Source organism: Nostoc paludosum FACHB-159, assembly GCF_014698835.1.
Classification (GTDB): Bacteria; Cyanobacteriota; Cyanobacteriia; order Cyanobacteriales; family Nostocaceae; genus Nostoc; species Nostoc paludosum.
This window is the reverse complement of the sequence record NZ_JACJTU010000009.1, coordinates 132,149-149,164: the sequence shown is the minus strand read 5'-3', so window position 1 is coordinate 149,164 and position 17,016 is coordinate 132,149. Positions and strand designations below refer to the sequence as shown.

The window sequence follows — 17,016 nt, the reverse complement described above, 5'->3', positions numbered from 1 at the left end:
GATCTAAATCAGTAGGAAATATTAAAATTTCCATACCTTCTAGTTTTGCTTTGTGGCACAATAAAATTGCCTTTTGCAAAGAACAATATTTAATTGGAACCCACCCGTCGCTATAAAAGTAGACAGTCACTCGGCTCATCGCATACTCTTTCAACGGTAGTGGAAGATGCCAGGACGAGTCCACAATTTGACCCTTACCTGTTGAGTCCATGCTTTGAACCTCTATTACTAAGTATATTTACCTCACCGATTTCTCCCACTACTTTCGCTGATTCAGGTGAGTATTAGTAACTATCATAGGTAATAAACAAAATTGTCTTAAAGTCGCAACTTTAAGACTCTAAAGGAATGTTAATGCTAGGAAGAGAGGCAGAGGGGCAGGGAGCAGGGTGGAAAGAATTAGAGGCTAATCATTGGTATCGAGTATTTTGTGAAATGCTATCATTTGTAAAAGTTTTAATACTAAGTTTTAATACTATTCTCTTGTCTGTCTGTTTTAAGATTACGCTCCTCGTTGGCGAGTATCAAAGCCTCATTAATAGAGTTCAAAGGCTCATTAATGAAGTTCAGATACTCATTAATAAAGTTCAAAATTAGAAATTACGAACTACTTAAAGCGGTGCTAGTGTTGGTGGACTCGCTCCAGCAACCATAATGAGGCGACAGTACCTAGATAGTGAGCAGCAATTCCGGTGATGTCTGCCACAGCAACAAAAACATCCATCGGCCGAATAATCCTGTAGGGGTCAGTGATTGCCACCCCTGGAGGTTGAGATATAGATTTTGCAACTAGGACAAATATAGTTGAACTAGCACCTAAAAGAGTTAATAATATTCCTACTAAACTTATAATTATCCCTAAACGGAGGATTTTAGTTGTATCTGGCTTACTAGGATGTAAAGCTGGATTGCTATTTTCTAGAGCTTTGCCTATGCGAGTGTAACGAAAATCCAAATAGAGACTAAATAACAACACCACAATTCCGCATACAGCCCAAAATACGCCAATTCCAAGACCGGTATTCTGTTGTTGAACGAAGTTACGACCAGTCAAGGCGAACAACAAAGCTAAGACAGAAACTGCTCCAATTGCCAATTGGAGCCACAGAGTAACCCAGCCTGTCAGGCGAATAGTATTGCCAATTCCTCGCGTTTCAGGTGCTAGCGATGGTTGCGCCAACGTCTTCGATGAGCGCATTTCCGATTCAGTTTGCATATTAATTACCATTGAGTTTAATTACCTTATCCCCCTATTGCTCAGAATATTTCCCCTCTCTACCCTATACCCCCACCTTGAGACAGAATAGGGTTGTCATCTTTGGGAATAAATGGGAAGTGGGGCATAGGGGATGGGGGACTGGGGACTGGGGACTGGGGACTGGGGATTGGGGACTGGTGACTAGGAAATAAATATTTAGGAAAGAAATACTTTCTCACCCAATGCCCAATGCCCCATGCCCAATGCCCAATGCTCAATAATTTAAAATCATGCCAAACGATGAAAAGTTATCAAACTCAAGGATGATGAGTCTTTAGCAGCTAAATTGACAAAATAACACTATAAAGAGTGATATTTCAGCGATAGATAGCGCTTGTAAAGGATAAGGGGCATGATAAAATCTTGGATGGTAATTGGCGGTGTAGCTTTTTTAGTTGCCTTGGCGGCTAACGCGATTACACCTGGCGATCGCCAATGGTTCAAGCGCTTACAACGGCCGAGATGGCTAACTTTTGAAGGCGCGATTCCAATTATTTGGACTGTAATATTTATTTGCGGTGCTTGGTCAGCTTATATTGTTTGGGAAAAAGACCCAGGGAGTACTTCAACCTGGTTAATCATGGGTTTATATTTGCTATTAGAAATTGTGACTATTGCCTATACGCCCGTAATGTTTAGACTTCGTAGCTTAAAAGTCGGCACAATTCTCGGTGGTACAGGTTTTCTCATTGGTGCTTTGTTGATGCTTGCAGTCTTAAGTATTTCTGGTTGGGCAGCACTGTTACTAATTCCTTATTTGCTCTGGAGTCCCATCGGAACTTATACCACTTGGCAGATGATTAACCTCAATCCCCAAGATGCCTAGTACTATTTTAGATTTTGGATTTTTCTATTAAGATTAGCACCAGCGAATGATTTAACCTATCTTCTAAATTGTCAAACTTGCAGTGTATGGCTAGACAAAATACACAAGCAAGAGTGGAGTATGATTTCATCTTGGATAGTAATTGGGGCTGTAACTTTTTTCGTTGCCCTTGGTAGTTTCTTCATCACGCCCCGCGATGTTAAATGGTTTGCAAAATTAAGTCGCCCTCGATGGCTAGTTTTTGAGCCACTGATTCCATTCATCTGGACTGTGATTTTTATTTCTGGTGCAGTTTCAGCCAATATTGTCTGGCAAAAAAACCCAGGAGGCATAATTACTTGGCTGTTAATGGGTTTGTACCTTTTGGTGGAAATTATCACAGTCGCCTACATACCTTTAATGCTGAGGTTTCGCAGTCTTAAAGTAGGAGAAATTCTCGGACTAGTTGGTTTGATTTGTGCCGTTGTCCTTGCTATCTGCGTTTTGCCGATTTCTCCACTAGCAGCGTTTTTACTCCTTCCTTATCTAATTTGGACTCCCATTGGAACTTACACCACAGAGGAGTTAAGGGAATTAAATCCTCAAGATGCGTAATCAGCAAACCTCTGCGTCCCTTCGCGTTGACTCTGCGCCCCTTTGCGTTGAAAAAATAGTGTTTTAACGCAGAGTCACGCAGAGTTTTCCTCTGAGGTATCTATAGAACACGTCCATAACGTGCGGTAACGGGATTGACTCTCTGAGATTGATTATTCAGCCAAGCCCACATTTGATCGCCAAAGGAAAAATGCCACCACTCTTTAGGGTTGCGTTGAAAGTCGGCTTTTAACATTACCTCTTGCAATAGCTGACGGTGAGCATGATATTTTTCTGCTTGTGGGTCGTCCTTATTGGCATAATAATCAGGATGCGATCGCCCTGACATTTCATCAATGGGCGAACCCATATTCACTATTTCCCCAGTATCATCTACCAGCGTTACATCCACCGCAGCGCCGGTACTGTGAGGAGGGGGAGTTTTTTCATCCAAACTCGGTACAGCCCAAATTTCATAAACCGTCTGCCAAATTTCTTGGCGTTGGTTTGGTAATAATTCTGCCTCAGTCAGTCCCCTTTCTTGTACTGCTTGCGCGAAGCTGTAATCTACCATAAACTGTTGGACTGCTACTGGGCGATAGGCATCAAAGATTTGAATTCGCCATTTCCGACGCAACAATTCCAGGTAATTTTGCGCTTGAATCAAGTTTTCAATGACGCTTTGACGGAGATAATAAGGAGAGCGATCGCCATAAGGCGCACCTAACTTTTCATAAGGATGGGGAGATTCCACCGCAAACAATTCCAAAGGAATCGCCATCAAAGGTTCACCACACTCAAAAATCGCAACTTGATGATAAGGCCTCATGTGAATAATTCGTAATTCGTAATTCGTAATTCGTATTTATTACTCTATGCTGTGCATGAGGAATAATTTATAAGCGATCGCAACTTTATTCAGATATAGACCCTAAAGTAAAAAATTAGGCAATTGCCAAATCATAATGTAAAACTAAGATTTCATCTGCTCTCAAAGTCGCCATTGCATATTCACAACCTTGGGTATCAGCAAACTCGACTAAATAATGATATTCTTCTTCTTGCTCATACACTTCTACAATTGTTCCAACTTGCCCACTGGGTAAGCTTTCGATAGAAGTATAATCTTCTTCCACTAGTTCTAATCTCTCAATAGGAATCGGCTTGAGTGTAGCAATAGTATCCAAAAGTTTAATTTTTTTCATTCAATTTCACAAATGCTGTAATCAAACGTGGATAGGGATTATTAGCTGTAGTTTCCCAGATTGTCCGCAGCCTGATTGAGTCTGTATCAGGTACTATCCAATCTACCTTAAACTGTTGACCAAATTGTGTAGTACTTTGCTGAACAACTTCACCTGTAACTGCTGCTGTTTGAATAAGTTCACGCAAAACATCGGCATTTTCTAGCGTGATTCCTAGAATTGATGCGAAAACTCTGGCTTTATGTTTCCCACTCGGATGTTCTGGGTTTAGACAATAACCTATGAGCTTTTGCATAGAAATCTCTGCTTGCTCGCCGTTGGGTAATTTCATCGTTTATGAATATGCCCTAACAGACTTGAAATTTTATCATTAACGGTTCTTTCTCTCTAAATGCTCGATCAAAACCAAACACCCCTCTTAGACGCCCTAAAAGCCAACACAACACGTGCCCATGCTCCTTTTTACACGCCAGGACACAAACAAGGCAATGGCATTTCTCAACCTCTAGCCGATTTACTTGGCAAAGCTGTCTTTCGCGCTGACTTAACCGAATTAGGAGATTTAGATAATCTTTTTGCACCCCAAGGCGTAATTCAAGAAGCGCAACAATTAGCAGCCCAAGCATTTGGCGCTTCCCAAACATGGTTTCTGGTTAACGGTTCTACCTGTGGAATTGAAGCGGCAATTCTCGCTACTTGTGGTGCAGGCGATAAAATCATTTTGCCTCGAAATGTGCATTCTTCTGCGATCGCTGGTTTAATTCTTTCCGGTGCAATACCAATTTTTCTCAATCCTGAATACGATTCAGTTTTAGATATTGCCCATAGCATCACACCGACAGCTATAGAATCTGCACTCCAACAACATCCCGACGCTAAAGCAGTGTTGACAGTCTACCCAACATATTACGGTGTTTGTGGAGATTTGAGGGCGATCGCCAATATTACCCATCAATATAATATTCCTCTACTGGTAGATGAAGCACACGGCGCACACTTTAACTTTCATCCCGAATTGCCCACTCCAGCTTTAGCCGCAGGTGCAGATTTAACTGTACAGTCCATCCACAAAGTACTTGGTGCCATGACACAGGCATCAATGCTGCACATCCAAGGTAATAGGATAGATAGCGATCGCATTAGTAAAGCCTTGCAACTCCTACAGTCTACCAGTCCCAGTTATATACTTTTAGCTTCCCTAGATGCAGCGCGTCAGCAAATGGCACTCCACGGAAAAATGCTGATGTCTCACACTTTGCAACTTGCCCAAGAAGCCAGAACCAAAATCAGCCAACTTCCTGGCTTATCTGTCTTAAGCCCCCCTTCTCAAGGGGGGTTGGGGGGATCTACTGGCTTTGTGGCTTTAGATAAAACGCGATTAACTGTAACTGTTTCTAATTTAGGTTTAACCGGATTTGCCGCAGATGAAATTCTAGATGAAAAGTTTGCGGTGACTGCTGAATTTCCTTCCCCGCAGCACCTAACTTTTATTATTAGTTTGGGCAACACCGCAGCTGATATTGAACAATTAGTCCAAGGTTTTTCCATCCTCGGCAAAGAATATCACCGAACCAAGTTGAATGTTAAAAACTATATTTGCCAGGATCTTACCGAAACACTCGATACTAATTTATATTTGTCTCCCCGTGAAGCTTTTTTTGCTGTTAGTGAAACATTACCTTTAGCAAAGACTTGCGATCGCATTTGTACCGAAATCGTCTGTCCTTATCCTCCAGGTATTCCCGTATTAATGCCAGGGGAACTCATCACCAAACCCGTTCTTGACTACTTACAACAAATCCAGGCAATGGGAGGATTTATCAGCGGTTGCAATGATACTACCCTCAAAACGTTAAAAGTTGTTAAATAGCGTGCTAATTTTGTAGTTTTCCCACTCCTGCTTAAGTTAATACAAAACTAGTCGCAAAAGCTGGTTTTAAAGTCGCAAAAGCTGGTTTTAAAGTCGCAAAAGCTAGTTTTAAAGTCGCAAAAGCTGGTTTTAAAGTCGCAAAAGCTAGTTTTAAAGTCGCAAAAGCTAGTTTTAAAGTCGCAAAAGCTAGTTTTAAAGTCGCAAAAGCTAGTTTTAAAGTCGCAAAAGCTAGTTTTAAAGTCGCAAAAGCTAGTTTTAAAGTCGCAAAAGCTAGTTTTAAAGTCGCAAAAGCTAGTTTTAAAGTCGCAAAAGCTAGTTTTAAAGTCGCAAAAGCTGGTTTTAAAGTCGCAAAGTTATAGTATTTGGTATATTTCGCCACAAACACAATCAAACAACTTGCTTAAAATAATCCCAAATTTTTGGCAGCATAGCGCATGAAGCGAACTTATTTACATATTTTCGCTCATGCGCTATTTCCTTGTCCCCACCTTCTACAATAAAAATAGATTTATTGAGATTTGTATAGTTGGGGAAAAGCTGTCATGGCTCCCGCCGTTTTAATTCAAAATTTGCAAAAATCCTACGGCACGGTGGTTGCCGTTAAGGATGTTTCTTTTCAGGTAGAGTCAGGAGAAATCTTTGGTTTACTTGGCCCCAACGGTGCTGGAAAAACTACCACCTTGCGTGCCTTGTGTACACTCACAACACCGGATGCTGGCAAAATCGAAGTATCCGGGATCTCTGTCTTAGATAATCCGAGACTAGCAAGACAAAAACTAGGCTATGTAGCTCAGGAAGTCGCTATAGATAAAGTGTTGACTGGACGAGAACTGCTGCAATTGCAAGCAGCACTTTATCACATCCCAGGCGCAGTAGCCAAACAGCGTATTGAGACAGTATTGGATTTACTCGGTTTACAAGAATACGCCAATAAAAAAAGCGGAACCTACTCTGGTGGTTTACGCAAACGCCTTGATTTAGCTGCTGGCTTACTCCACGCACCAGATGTTTTAGTCTTAGACGAACCAACCGTAGGGCTTGACATAGAAAGCCGATTTGTGGTATGGGATTTTTTGAGAAAATTACGTGCCTCTGGGACGACGGTAGTAATTACCAGCCATTATTTAGAAGAGATTGACGCCCTAGCCGATCGCGTGGCAATTATCGATCGCGGCGTTGTGATTGCGGCTGGGACACCTTCCCAATTGAAAGATAAAGTAGGTGGCGATCGCATCACTTTGCGAATTCAGGAGTTTTCCCCCATTGAAGAAGCAGAAAAAGCCAAAAACCTCCTCCAATCTTTGCCCTTCGTCCAAGAAGTTATCATCAACAGCGCCCAAGGTAATTCTCTCAACTTGGTGGTGACGCCCCAAAATGACGTTCTCATCAACATACAGCAAACCCTAAATACCGCCGGCTTGCCCATATTCGGCATCGCCCAATCTCGCCCCAGTCTTGATGACGTTTACCTCGCCGCCACAGGACGTACCCTGATGGATGCAGAACTAGCAGCGATCGCCACTCGCGATCCCAAAGCTGAGAAAAAGCAGAATATGAGATAGGGAATGGGGCATGGGGTATAGGGAGGATGGGGAGGTAGGGGAAAAGGTTAAAGGGTAAAGGGTAAAGGGATATATTTAACCTTTCCCCCTTACCCCTTTCCCTTTCCCCCTTCCTAATGCCCAATCCAAAATCTAAAATCTAAAATCCAAAATCCAAAATCCTTATGAGTGTTACTCCTAAATCCGATCTCAATTGGCAGACATTAGCATCGCCCCAAGCAGATGCTAACCCTGCTCCTAATTTTTTCGGCGAACTGGTACAAGAGACGTTGGCTTTAACTCGTCGCTTGTTTATTCAATTGCAACGTCGCCCTTCGACATTAATCGCCGGAATCATTCAGCCGGTGATGTGGTTGGTGTTGTTTGGCGCTTTATTCCAAAATGCGCCCAAAGGCTTATTTGGCAGTACGACAAATTACGGTCAATTCTTGGCTGCTGGAGTAATTGTGTTTACAGCATTTGCGGGAGCGCTGAATGCTGGTTTACCCGTGATGTTTGACCGCGAGTTCGGCTTTTTGAATCGTTTGCTGGTAGCACCTTTAGCATCGCGGTTTTCCATTGTCTTTGCTTCAGCAATCTTCATTATCAGCCAAAGTTTACTGCAAGCAGCAGTGATTGTGGGAGCAGCGGCGTTTTTAGGTGCGGGAATACCTGATGCAGCTGGTTTAGGTGCGATCGCTTTAATCGTTTTCCTCCTCGCTTTGGGTGTGACAGCCATTTCCCTGGGGTTAGCTTTTGCCTTACCCGGACACATCGAACTAATTGCGGTAATTTTCGTCACTAACTTACCACTATTATTTGCTAGTACTGCTTTAGCTCCTCTATCGTTTATGCCCCAGTGGTTGCAGGTTGTGGCTACCTTGAATCCTCTCAGCTATGCGATCGAACCCATTCGCTATCTCTATCTCCACAGCAGTTGGGCATTGGATAGTGTAGTCATGCAGGCTCCTTGGGGTGATGTTACCTTTGGGGGGGCGTTGTTGGTGTTGTTTGGCTTTGCCCTTGTCACCTTAGTTAGCATTCAGCCCCAACTACGACGGACTCTTGCTTAAGATAAAAGAGAGCAATTTTTGAGTCAAAATCCATGAAAAAACCATTTTTACAAATTACTAGACTCTTCTTGGCTACCGCAGCCGGAATTAGCTTCGCTCCCTTACTGATGGCTCAACCTAGTTTGGCTCAACTCAGTCCAGCGGATGCTTTTCCTAGTGGTAGTACAACAGATCAAAATACCGATCCCTTTTCCCGCTCGAATTCAGACAATTTCAACATGTTCGATCTGATTCACCGGGCAAATTTCGGAACTCTCAACTGGAATTCTCAGCAACAGAACGAACAACTCAACTCAACCGCAGAAGCTTTTAAAGCTAGGCAGCAACAATTACTCCAATGTCGTCAGCAAGGGCAACTAACAACCCCAGGATCGACATCGGTTGCATCAGCGTCGCCGACATCATCAACTCAACCAGCAACAGCAGCTCCTTTAAAAGCAAATCAACAGCAAACACTCCAGTGCCAGCAAGCACAACAAGCGACCCCACAGTTACCATCATTTAAATTACCATCAGGTAACTGAATTCAAATGAATAATCCCAACCCCAAGCTTTTGGGGTTGGGATGAAACTTTTCAAAAACCCTTAGTTATAGCAGTTGCAAGTTAGGTTGCGACATAAATTAATTGCCAAACCCCGACACCAAGAAACTTTTCAGCCTGTTGCCTATTGCCTATTGCCTATTGCCTGCTATATCAGCCAAAAAACTACAACCCAAGTGCAGCTAAAACATCCTCAGCATGGGTGGTAGTATTTACACTAGCGTCAACATGGGTAATTTTGCCGTCAGGGCCAATTACGTAGGTGACGCGCTTGGCGTAACCGCCGCCATCCACATCGAAAGCTTTGATGAGGGATTTGTCGGTGTCAGCCAGTAGAGGAAAATTCAAATTATATTTTTGGGTGAATGCCTGATGAGAAACTTCATCATCTGCACTGACTCCCAGAACTACAACATCTTTATTTTGATATTTAGATTGGGCGTCCCGAAAACTACAGGCTTGTTTGGTGCAGCCTGGAGTGTCATCTTTAGGGTAAAAATACAAAACAACTGTCTTCCCAGCAAAATCAGATAAAGAGACTGTGTTGCCGTTTGTATCTTTGGCGGTAAATGCAGGTGCATCCGTACCAACTGCTAGAGGCATAATTAACCTTTCCTGTTTCAGATTGTTGATGCACTTGAAATTTTACAATAATTTATAATGATTAAATATATTTACTAAAAAATAACATAACTATACTATTCTGCTCTTAATGAGCTAACTGGTGCAAAAAAATATATTCTGAAATTAATTTTTATTCAAAAAAAAATTCCTAATTATACACAATGCCTCCTGTTGACTTCCAAAACCCAAAAGCTTTTGTCTATCCTCCTAAAACAATCGAAAGGGCCGATCGCTCGCTAAGATGTTCGCCCTTTAATCCATCTTTATTTAAACTCATGCGGCACCAGAGTGTATCGTTGAGTGCGATCGCCCTGGAAAATGGATTGAAGCAGGGTTATACTCAGCGCCCTTTATCAGAATTAGCATGTGACAACGCCTTAGGTTGGCTGATTGAAGTGGGCGTATTGCGCCGAGAAGTCGATGGTCAGGGAATTACAGATAGTTTTCGCCTCACTCCCTTGGGACGCCAGTTGATAGAACAACATCAGGGGGAAAATTGGCGTACTCCTTCATGGCGCGATCGTTTATACAATGCAGTGATTCGTTGGTTGCGGTTACCTTTTTAGAACAGAAAACTAAAGAGTTAGGATTAACGAATCAAAGGGAACAATTAATATACGGAAACATGACACCCATTCATGAAGTCTTTACAATGTGGTGAGGCATTGGGCATTGGGCATGGGGCATTGGGCATTGGGCATTGGGCATTGGGCATTGGGTGAGAAAGTATTTCTTTCCTAAATATTTATTTCCTAGTCCCCAGTCCCCAGTCCCCAGTCCCCACAAGCCTAAAATTTCACCTTATATATTAAAAACCTGAATAGTGACTATGAAATCAATTATGGTAGTGGGGACAACATCCCACGCAGGGAAATCACTCTTAACTACAGCTATTTGTCGAATTTTATCGCGGCGTGGTTGGCGAGTGGCTCCCTTTAAAGGTCAAAATATGGCTTTAAATGCTTATGTCACTGCCAGTGGTGGAGAGATTGGTTACGCGCAAGCAGTACAAGCTTGGGCTGCGGGAGTTGTACCTTGGGTAGAAATGAACCCAATTTTACTTAAGCCCCAAGGGGATATGACTTCGCAAGTAATTATTAAAGGTAGGGCTGTGGGCAAAGTGGGTGCCGCAGATTACTACGAGCAATATTTTGAACTGGGCTGGCGGACAATTGAAGAATCGCTACAGCATTTAGGAACAGAATTTGACTTGCTGGTTTGTGAAGGTGCGGGTAGTCCAGCGGAGATTAACCTCAAGCACCGTGATTTAACGAATATGCGTGTAGCAAAATATTTGAATGCGCCAACCCTACTAGTAGTTGATATTGACCGGGGTGGCGCTTTTGCCCATGTGGTAGGCACTTTAGAGTTATTAGAACCGGACGAACGGGCTTTAATTAAAGGTGTAGTAATTAACAAATTCCGAGGACAGCGATCGCTCCTAGAACCAGGCATAAAATGGTTGGAAGAACGCACAGGTATTCCTGTCGTTGGCGTTATACCCTACTTACAAGAAGTATTTCCGGCAGAAGACTCCCTTGACCTGCTAGAACGTCAATCAAACAAAGCCCAAACTGACCTCAATATTGCCGTTATTCGTTTACCCAGAATTGCCAACTTCACTGATTTTGACCCTCTAGAATCTGAAAGCTCAGTTTCAGTAAAATTCCTCAGCCCTAAGCAGGATTTAGGACATCCAGATGCAGTAATTATCCCAGGGACAAAAACCACAATTGCTGATTTGCTACTACTGCAAAAAAGCGGCATGGCAGAAGCTATCCAACATTACGCAGCCTCTGGGGGAACGGTTTTAGGTATCTGTGGCGGGTATCAAATGCTGGGACAAATCATAGCCGACCCAGAAGGAATAGAAGGACAAGCCGGTAGATATCAAGGGTTAAATCTTTTACCAATCAGAACTGTAATTACAGGACAGAAAATTGCCCGCCAACGGCAAGTTAGCTCGAATTATCCACAATTGGGCTTGCCAGTTAATGGCTTTGAGATCCACCAAGGGCGATCGCGCATTGAACAGCAAGGAATAGATAGCCAATCTTACCATGCACTATTTGACGATGTGAACTTAGGGTTAGTGGATAGTTGTCAATCAGTCTGGGGTACTTACCTCCACGGAATTTTTGACAACGGCCCTTGGCGACGAGCTTGGTTAAATCGCCTCCGTCAACAACGGGGTTTAAAATCTCTGCCCACTGGTGTTGCTAACTACCGGGAACAACGAGAACAGATTTTAGATTCTTTAGCCACTGAAGTTGAAAACCATTTAGACTTAACTCCGTTTTTGTCTTAAGCTAATACCATTTTGAATACTGAATAGTTTTGGTGAATCTAAGTATAGTGAATCTATCCGTCACAATGATTTTTCAAATTGGTATAAGTTACATAGAAGAGATTGCACATTTTTTCGTTAAGATGGTTATTTGTCATTTGTCTTTACAAAGGACAAATAACAACCCTTACGAATCAATTCCAAATCAAAAGCGTAAGATTGATGATTGTTCGTGTCCGCTTTTTACCAGATGATGTCACAGTAGAAGCCGAAGTGGGAGAAGCCCTTTTGGATGTAGCATACCGGGCTGGAGTATTTATTCCCACCGGTTGTCTAATGGGGTCTTGTTACGCTTGCACCGTGGAATTAGAAGATGGAGAAAACATCCGCGCCTGTATCACTGCGATACCACCACGCGAAGAATTGACAATTAATTTATTTAGCGACCCAACTTGGTAGTTTTTTAACCCTCTAATATCAACTCTCCATGAAGATGCACTTAATATTTTTTAAACGTAGACGCGCAGCGGCTTGCCGCAGGCTACCGCAAAGGACGCAAAGGACACAAAGGAAGAGATAACTTACATTAATTATTCAGTGCAAGTTGACAGAGAATTGGTATAAGTGCAGAAAGTCAGATAAAGAAGTAGAAGAGAACAAACGATATGAGTAAGCTTAAGTACCAAATGCTTATTCAATGGTCAGAAGAAGATAATTGCTTTTTGGTAGGCTTCCCTGATTTCCCAGGACAACGCTGGCGAACTCATGGGGATACTTACGAGTTGGCAGTGGCAAATGGAATTGAAGCTTTAGAGTCTCTAATTATTGCTTACCAAGCTGTAGGCGATTCACTTCCAAAACCATCTTATGAGGCTGGATTATAGGGAATTGAACTACCAAAAAGACTTTCACTAAAAAGATTGTGCAAATTCACAGTTTCTATATCACCATTATCAAACTGAACAACAACATCATGAGATAAAGTCTCTTTCAGAATTGTTGCAATCCTACCGGATGGATAAACTCTACATTTACCACCAATATAAAAATCGTAAGTTCCTCTATCAGCTTTAGAGCAAGGTACTCCTTTAAAGAAAAGTGTATTTATACCAGATTCATCAATGATGTTCAAATTAATGTGACGACGCATTGAATTTTCACTTAATTATTAACAATAAAGCAAATTATAACATTTTATAATAAGTGTTATAGTCTAAACAAGATTTTTGTGTATTAAAAATCTCTTAATCCCTAATCAGTAATAGAGATGTGCGATCGCATCTCCTTAAACCTTTAAAAATCCATATTGTCTCTATCAGACAGCAAGAAACTTTTATACTTTGTTTCTTACTGCCTGTTTTTGCTATCTATATCAATTACCTTTAATATTCAGCGCGTATTGTCTAAACCTTTCCAAATCAGCTTGGATTGTTGATTCAACTACCCGCCCCAAAAATAAGTTATCCATAATTTTGCCAATAATGCCGGGGATAGCGTAGGAAATAGTCATTTTGACGATAGTACTACTGTGGCGATCGTAAAAGCGAATCGCTCCTTGATTCGGCAAACCATCAATGGATTCCCATTGAATAATTTGGTTGGGGATAACTTTAAGAATTCGGGATTTCCAAGTAAATTCTAGACCGCCGCTCTTCAATTTCCAAAGAGATATATCCGGATTATCTGGTGGAATCTTGACTGAATCAATCCACTTCATCCATCGGGGCATTTGTTCTAAATCAGACCAGAGGCTCCATACTAAATCTATGGGAGCTTCTACTTCTATTTGCACAGTATGTTCTAACCAATCTGACATTATTTTTTCTTCCTTGGCGTCTACTCTTTGACAAAAGCCACTGGGTGTCTATGTCAATTTTTCAAACTCTCCAAAATCACTTTTGCTGCACGCCGACCAGAAATAGTAGCGCCTTCCATGCTATCTATATAGTCTTGCTGCGTATAACTCCCCGCAAGGAAGAAATTATGCACTGGTGTTTTTTGGTTGGGACGATACACATCCATTCCTGGTGCTTCTCGGTAGAGAGACTGAGCAAGTTTTACCACGCTGTACCAAGTCATATTTAAGTCGCGCGATGAGGGGAACAGTTCGTGGACTTGCTTGAGGACATGTTGAGCGATCGCTTCATTACTTTGTGCAATAAAGGGATCTCCCGGTGTCAACACTAGCTGTAATAAAGATCCTTGTCCTGGGCGATAATAATCGGCAGGGCTAGTCAAAGCTAGATCGGCAAAACAAGAAAAGTCTGCATCGGCTGTGTAAAGTAAATTATCTATTCCAGCTGCTCGATCTAGCTGTTTACGCTGTTGGGCATCGTTGAGTTCTGTGACCCAACCATCGAAGCGTAGTTGCACTGTTGCCACTGGCACTGCATCGAGTTTATAAATATTGTCAAATTCTGACCACTTACGCCATTCTTGGGGTAATATTCGCTGAATACCTGGAACATCACAGGCAAAGACATAAGCATCAGCAGTAATAGTTTCTACTGTATCACCTTGGGCAACTGTTATGCCCGTGACGCGGGTTTGTTCGTCAGATTCTGTAAACTGGATTTCCCGCACTTGCCGACGGGTGTAAACTTTAGTGCCTCTAGCTTCCAGATATTCCAGAATTGGCTTGTGCAAATACTCAGCTGGAGAACCTTCCAGCATTCGCAGGACTGAAGCTTCAGTTCTGACTGCAAAGAACTGGAATATTGTTAACATACACCGGGCAGAAATGTTTTCGCAATCAATAAATCCCAGCGCGTAGGCGATGGGATTCCACATACGTTTGATGCTGCCATTACTGCCGCCATGACTGCGGAACCAGTCGGCAAAGCTAATTTTATCTAAATTGCGGATGGTTTTCATCGCCCCGTTAAAGTCCACTAAGCCCCGAACTATGGGACTAGTACCCAAGGCGATCGCATTTTGCAATTTATCCTGCAATGATAATTGAGAAGTTGTAAAAAATGCTTTTAATCCATTAAAAGGCGCACCTGTAATAAAGCGAAAATCTAAACCACCAGTCCGGCCTCCTTTGTTAATAAAAGTGTGGGTATGTTCTTTGAGGCGTAAGTTTTCTAACACCCCCACTTTCTTCATCAAGTCAAATAATTGGTAGTAGCACCCAAAAAATACATGCAACCCCATTTCTAGATGGTTGCCATCTCCATCAACCCAGCTGCCAACTTTACCACCCACAAACGGACGAGACTCAAAAATCTGTACTTCACAACCAGCATCGGCTAGATCCACTGCGGTTGCTAGCCCAGCCAGTCCCGCACCTACAATTGCAACACGCATTCCGTCGTTCCTTTTCAGTTTCTTTACAGATTGTAACTGGGTTGGCGTCGGAATTTGCTACTTAATATCAACTCACCAGCATATTAAGGCTAGGCAATGTCAATACTAAAACGTCTTTGATTACTCCTTCTAGCCTCAGCAAATGACCAGACGCGGGAAAAACGCGCCTGTATCGATTAGACCAAATCTTGTCCATTGCAGTGGACTCAAAAAACTATCACAGTTATTTTTTTGCTGGCAAAGCAGTTATCTGGTAAGTCGTAAAAGCATCTTCTTACCTATTTACATCTTTGCCATCCTCAGACATAGGCAAACTTCTAATCAGTTCACGAATGACATCAGTTGCGGGTCTACCTGTTTGCTGACAATATTTTTCTAGTTTTTCCGCTTCTTGTGTTGCGAGATTGACAGTTATACGTTTTACGGCCCATTTTTTATTTGTCATTATCATGCTATTTGCTGTATATTTACACCGTCGAAAAAGGTCTAAGTAAAGAGGAAAACGATAAGATTATCAGAGTTTGTGTCATGAAACAAGTAATACCATTAATATTAAGATTGTTGGTTTTGTCAAAGGTTTCATCATTTTCTAAAAAAATCAAAAAACTACACTTTTCGTTACCATTGTGACAGCATAAAAAGCACATACTTGCTTGTGCAAATAATAACCCTAGTAACAGCATGAGTAAACCCTGACGACTAGATTTTCAATAGTAAATTTGGCATATCTACTATTGGCTCAATCAAGATTTCCAAAACTATTTTCCAGGTAAAGCATTTGAGCTTGTGTTTTAGCGAAGTTTACAACGTCCTTGGAAAGAACATCTGAAACTCCAGCTTGAGAACCATTTTTGTGCCTAAATGCTTACTCTGATGTAGGTTGCAATGGTATATATAACTAGCGAAGGCTTACTCAAAAAGTAGGTAAATAAGCGATTGCTTCAGACCAAACGCCGATCTACAGGCATTACTGCAACCAATCAGCTAATATTTACTTCAAGCTTTATAAGTTTTAGTTTTTGTCGCTCTAACTGATTTATTTGTTCTGTGAATTTCGCAGCCAAAAAATCTGCGGTGTAAATATCCAAGATTTGCTGGTAAATTTTAACAACATTGTCTGTAATATTACACAGATTAATCAACTCCAAAAATGTGATGTTAGTTGAGTGTTGACTCTAATAATATTTTAGTTTTGTTTCATACTTTTGCATTAACTCCCCGTAAAGATACGATGAATTTTTGGATATTTTTTCTCTTCCCTCTAACGATATAATTTGCTGCCATATCAACAAATTATTTTTGTTTTCCTTGTCTTCATCTATCTGAAGGTATTAGAAATTGTTTTTAGGCAATTATTTTTTTTACATATTGGCGAGTCAATTTTTCCTCATAGTTCAACTAAAATAAGAATGGTTGTCCCAAAATATTTAATTTGAAATTAAATATTTATTTAAAAAGTAAATATACTTATAAATAACGATTTTATATTTCATTTAAATTTTTAGGTAGTGTGTTTATTATAGCTGCAATATACGCACTTTAAGTAATCTTTATTTAGACAAAAAAAGCCTATTTTAGCTACTTTATAAAAAACTTATAAAGTAAAATATATATTCTTGAGATTTTGCTTAATAATACCGATACATAGGAAAATACTAAGCTCAAAAAATTGTTAAAAAAAGATTTCGAGATTTAAAAGCATCAGCTAAGTTGAATTCAATAAAAAGGAATTTATAAATAGTATTGATTAAAACTTAATAAACTAATTAAAAAATGTATAAATTCAAATATCGGTAAATTTGAAAATATCGATACTTCATGAAATTTGCGTAAAGTAAACCTCTAACCATTGGTGCGGTAGGTTTTTAGTCTAGGCATAGAAACTAATCTGCTAAAAGTTACCTTTCA

General features: G+C 41.1%; 21 protein-coding genes. 10 read left to right on the top strand and 11 right to left on the bottom strand.

The genetic code is table 11. The features are described from left to right. Positions 1-622: 622 nt before the first annotated feature. A complete protein-coding gene (locus H6H03_RS11790) occupies positions 623-1,216 on the bottom strand; it encodes a DUF3611 family protein (protein ID WP_190955311.1) in 594 nt (197 codons plus the stop codon). Positions 1,217-1,275: 59 nt separating this feature from the next. Next, on the bottom strand, positions 1,276-1,476 hold the full coding sequence (locus tag H6H03_RS11785) for a hypothetical protein (protein WP_190955310.1): 201 nt from the start codon (positions 1,474-1,476) through the stop codon (positions 1,276-1,278). A gap of 134 nt (positions 1,477-1,610) precedes the next feature. On the opposite strand from H6H03_RS11785, the gene H6H03_RS11780 reads away from it, so the two are divergent. Further along, the gene (locus H6H03_RS11780) at positions 1,611-2,084 is read left to right on the top strand and encodes a TspO/MBR family protein (protein ID WP_190955309.1); all 474 of its coding nucleotides are present in this window, start codon (positions 1,611-1,613) and stop codon (positions 2,082-2,084) included. 120 nt (positions 2,085-2,204) lie between these two features. Beyond that, on the top strand, positions 2,205-2,678 hold the full coding sequence (locus H6H03_RS11775) for a TspO/MBR family protein (RefSeq protein ID WP_190955308.1): 474 nt from the start codon (positions 2,205-2,207) through the stop codon (positions 2,676-2,678). A 100-nt stretch (positions 2,679-2,778) separates the two neighbouring features. Here the strand turns inward: H6H03_RS11775 and H6H03_RS11770 are convergent, their stop codons facing one another. From H6H03_RS11770 to H6H03_RS11760, 3 genes are all read right to left on the bottom strand, one after another. After that, entirely contained in the window at positions 2,779-3,486 is a 708-nt protein-coding gene (locus tag H6H03_RS11770; RefSeq protein WP_190955307.1) for a M15 family metallopeptidase, read from the bottom strand. 115 nt (positions 3,487-3,601) lie between these two features. Next, entirely contained in the window at positions 3,602-3,862 is a 261-nt protein-coding gene (locus H6H03_RS11765) for a DUF4926 domain-containing protein (protein WP_190955306.1), read from the bottom strand. Next, a complete protein-coding gene (locus H6H03_RS11760; RefSeq protein WP_190955305.1) occupies positions 3,849-4,193 on the bottom strand; it encodes a DUF6883 domain-containing protein in 345 nt (114 codons plus the stop codon). Before H6H03_RS11760 ends, H6H03_RS11765 begins: the two co-directional genes overlap by 14 nt. A 60-nt stretch (positions 4,194-4,253) precedes the next feature. On the opposite strand from H6H03_RS11760, the gene H6H03_RS11755 reads away from it, so the two are divergent. Beyond that, entirely contained in the window at positions 4,254-5,732 is a 1,479-nt protein-coding gene (locus tag H6H03_RS11755; RefSeq protein ID WP_190955304.1) for an aminotransferase class I/II-fold pyridoxal phosphate-dependent enzyme, read from the top strand. Between the two features lie 31 nt (positions 5,733-5,763). Here H6H03_RS11755 and H6H03_RS11750 read toward each other — a convergent pair whose 3' ends face one another. Then, positions 5,764-6,117: a hypothetical protein gene (locus tag H6H03_RS11750; protein ID WP_190955303.1), complete on the bottom strand. Its 354-nt coding sequence runs from the start codon at positions 6,115-6,117 to the stop codon at positions 5,764-5,766. 157 nt (positions 6,118-6,274) lie between these two features. On the opposite strand from H6H03_RS11750, the gene H6H03_RS11745 reads away from it, so the two are divergent. The 3 genes from H6H03_RS11745 to H6H03_RS40265 all read left to right on the top strand — a co-directional run bounded on the left by H6H03_RS11745 (position 6,275) and on the right by H6H03_RS40265 (position 8,870). Then, complete coding sequence (locus H6H03_RS11745; protein ID WP_190955302.1) at positions 6,275-7,294, top strand: ABC transporter ATP-binding protein; 1,020 nt, start codon at positions 6,275-6,277, stop codon at positions 7,292-7,294. Positions 7,295-7,458: 164 nt separating this feature from the next. After that, positions 7,459-8,346 carry an ABC transporter permease gene (locus H6H03_RS11740; protein WP_190955301.1) on the top strand — a complete coding sequence of 296 codons (888 nt, stop codon included), beginning with the start codon at positions 7,459-7,461 and terminating at the stop codon, positions 8,344-8,346. 32 nt (positions 8,347-8,378) lie between these two features. Beyond that, positions 8,379-8,870: a hypothetical protein gene (locus H6H03_RS40265; protein WP_242057832.1), complete on the top strand. Its 492-nt coding sequence runs from the start codon at positions 8,379-8,381 to the stop codon at positions 8,868-8,870. A gap of 183 nt (positions 8,871-9,053) precedes the next feature. On the opposite strand, the gene H6H03_RS11730 is transcribed toward H6H03_RS40265, so the two are convergent. Further along, the gene (locus H6H03_RS11730) at positions 9,054-9,491 is read right to left on the bottom strand and encodes a peroxiredoxin (protein WP_190955300.1); all 438 of its coding nucleotides are present in this window, start codon (positions 9,489-9,491) and stop codon (positions 9,054-9,056) included. Positions 9,492-9,673: 182 nt separating this feature from the next. Here H6H03_RS11730 and H6H03_RS11725 point away from each other — a divergent pair, with 182 nt between their 5' ends. The 4 genes from H6H03_RS11725 (at position 9,674) to H6H03_RS11710 (ending at position 12,683) form a co-directional block, all read left to right on the top strand. After that, positions 9,674-10,078: an Npun_F0494 family protein gene (locus H6H03_RS11725; RefSeq protein WP_190955299.1), complete on the top strand. Its 405-nt coding sequence runs from the start codon at positions 9,674-9,676 to the stop codon at positions 10,076-10,078. Positions 10,079-10,341: 263 nt separating this feature from the next. Then, on the top strand, positions 10,342-11,820 hold the full coding sequence (cobQ, locus tag H6H03_RS11720) for a cobyric acid synthase CobQ (protein WP_190955298.1): 1,479 nt from the start codon (positions 10,342-10,344) through the stop codon (positions 11,818-11,820). Positions 11,821-12,021: 201 nt separating this feature from the next. After that, positions 12,022-12,258, top strand: a complete 237-nt coding sequence (locus H6H03_RS11715) for a 2Fe-2S iron-sulfur cluster-binding protein (RefSeq protein WP_190955297.1) — start codon at positions 12,022-12,024, stop codon at positions 12,256-12,258. Between the two features lie 206 nt (positions 12,259-12,464). Further along, the gene (locus tag H6H03_RS11710; RefSeq protein ID WP_190955296.1) at positions 12,465-12,683 is read left to right on the top strand and encodes a type II toxin-antitoxin system HicB family antitoxin; all 219 of its coding nucleotides are present in this window, start codon (positions 12,465-12,467) and stop codon (positions 12,681-12,683) included. Here the strand turns inward: H6H03_RS11710 and H6H03_RS11705 are convergent. From H6H03_RS11705 to H6H03_RS11690, 4 genes are all read right to left on the bottom strand, one after another. Next, complete coding sequence (locus tag H6H03_RS11705) at positions 12,665-12,949, bottom strand: hypothetical protein (protein ID WP_190955295.1); 285 nt, start codon at positions 12,947-12,949, stop codon at positions 12,665-12,667. The genes H6H03_RS11710 and H6H03_RS11705 overlap by 19 nt on opposite strands. A gap of 222 nt (positions 12,950-13,171) precedes the next feature. Then, positions 13,172-13,615 (bottom strand): SRPBCC family protein, encoded by a 444-nt coding sequence (locus tag H6H03_RS11700; RefSeq protein WP_190955294.1) that lies wholly within the window; start codon positions 13,613-13,615, stop codon positions 13,172-13,174. A gap of 53 nt (positions 13,616-13,668) precedes the next feature. Continuing rightward, positions 13,669-15,108: a 9,9'-di-cis-zeta-carotene desaturase gene (zds, locus tag H6H03_RS11695; protein ID WP_190955293.1), complete on the bottom strand. Its 1,440-nt coding sequence runs from the start codon at positions 15,106-15,108 to the stop codon at positions 13,669-13,671. Between the two features lie 274 nt (positions 15,109-15,382). After that, positions 15,383-15,559 carry a CopG family transcriptional regulator gene (locus H6H03_RS11690; protein ID WP_190955292.1) on the bottom strand — a complete coding sequence of 59 codons (177 nt, stop codon included), beginning with the start codon at positions 15,557-15,559 and terminating at the stop codon, positions 15,383-15,385. Positions 15,560-17,016 lie beyond the last annotated feature (1,457 nt).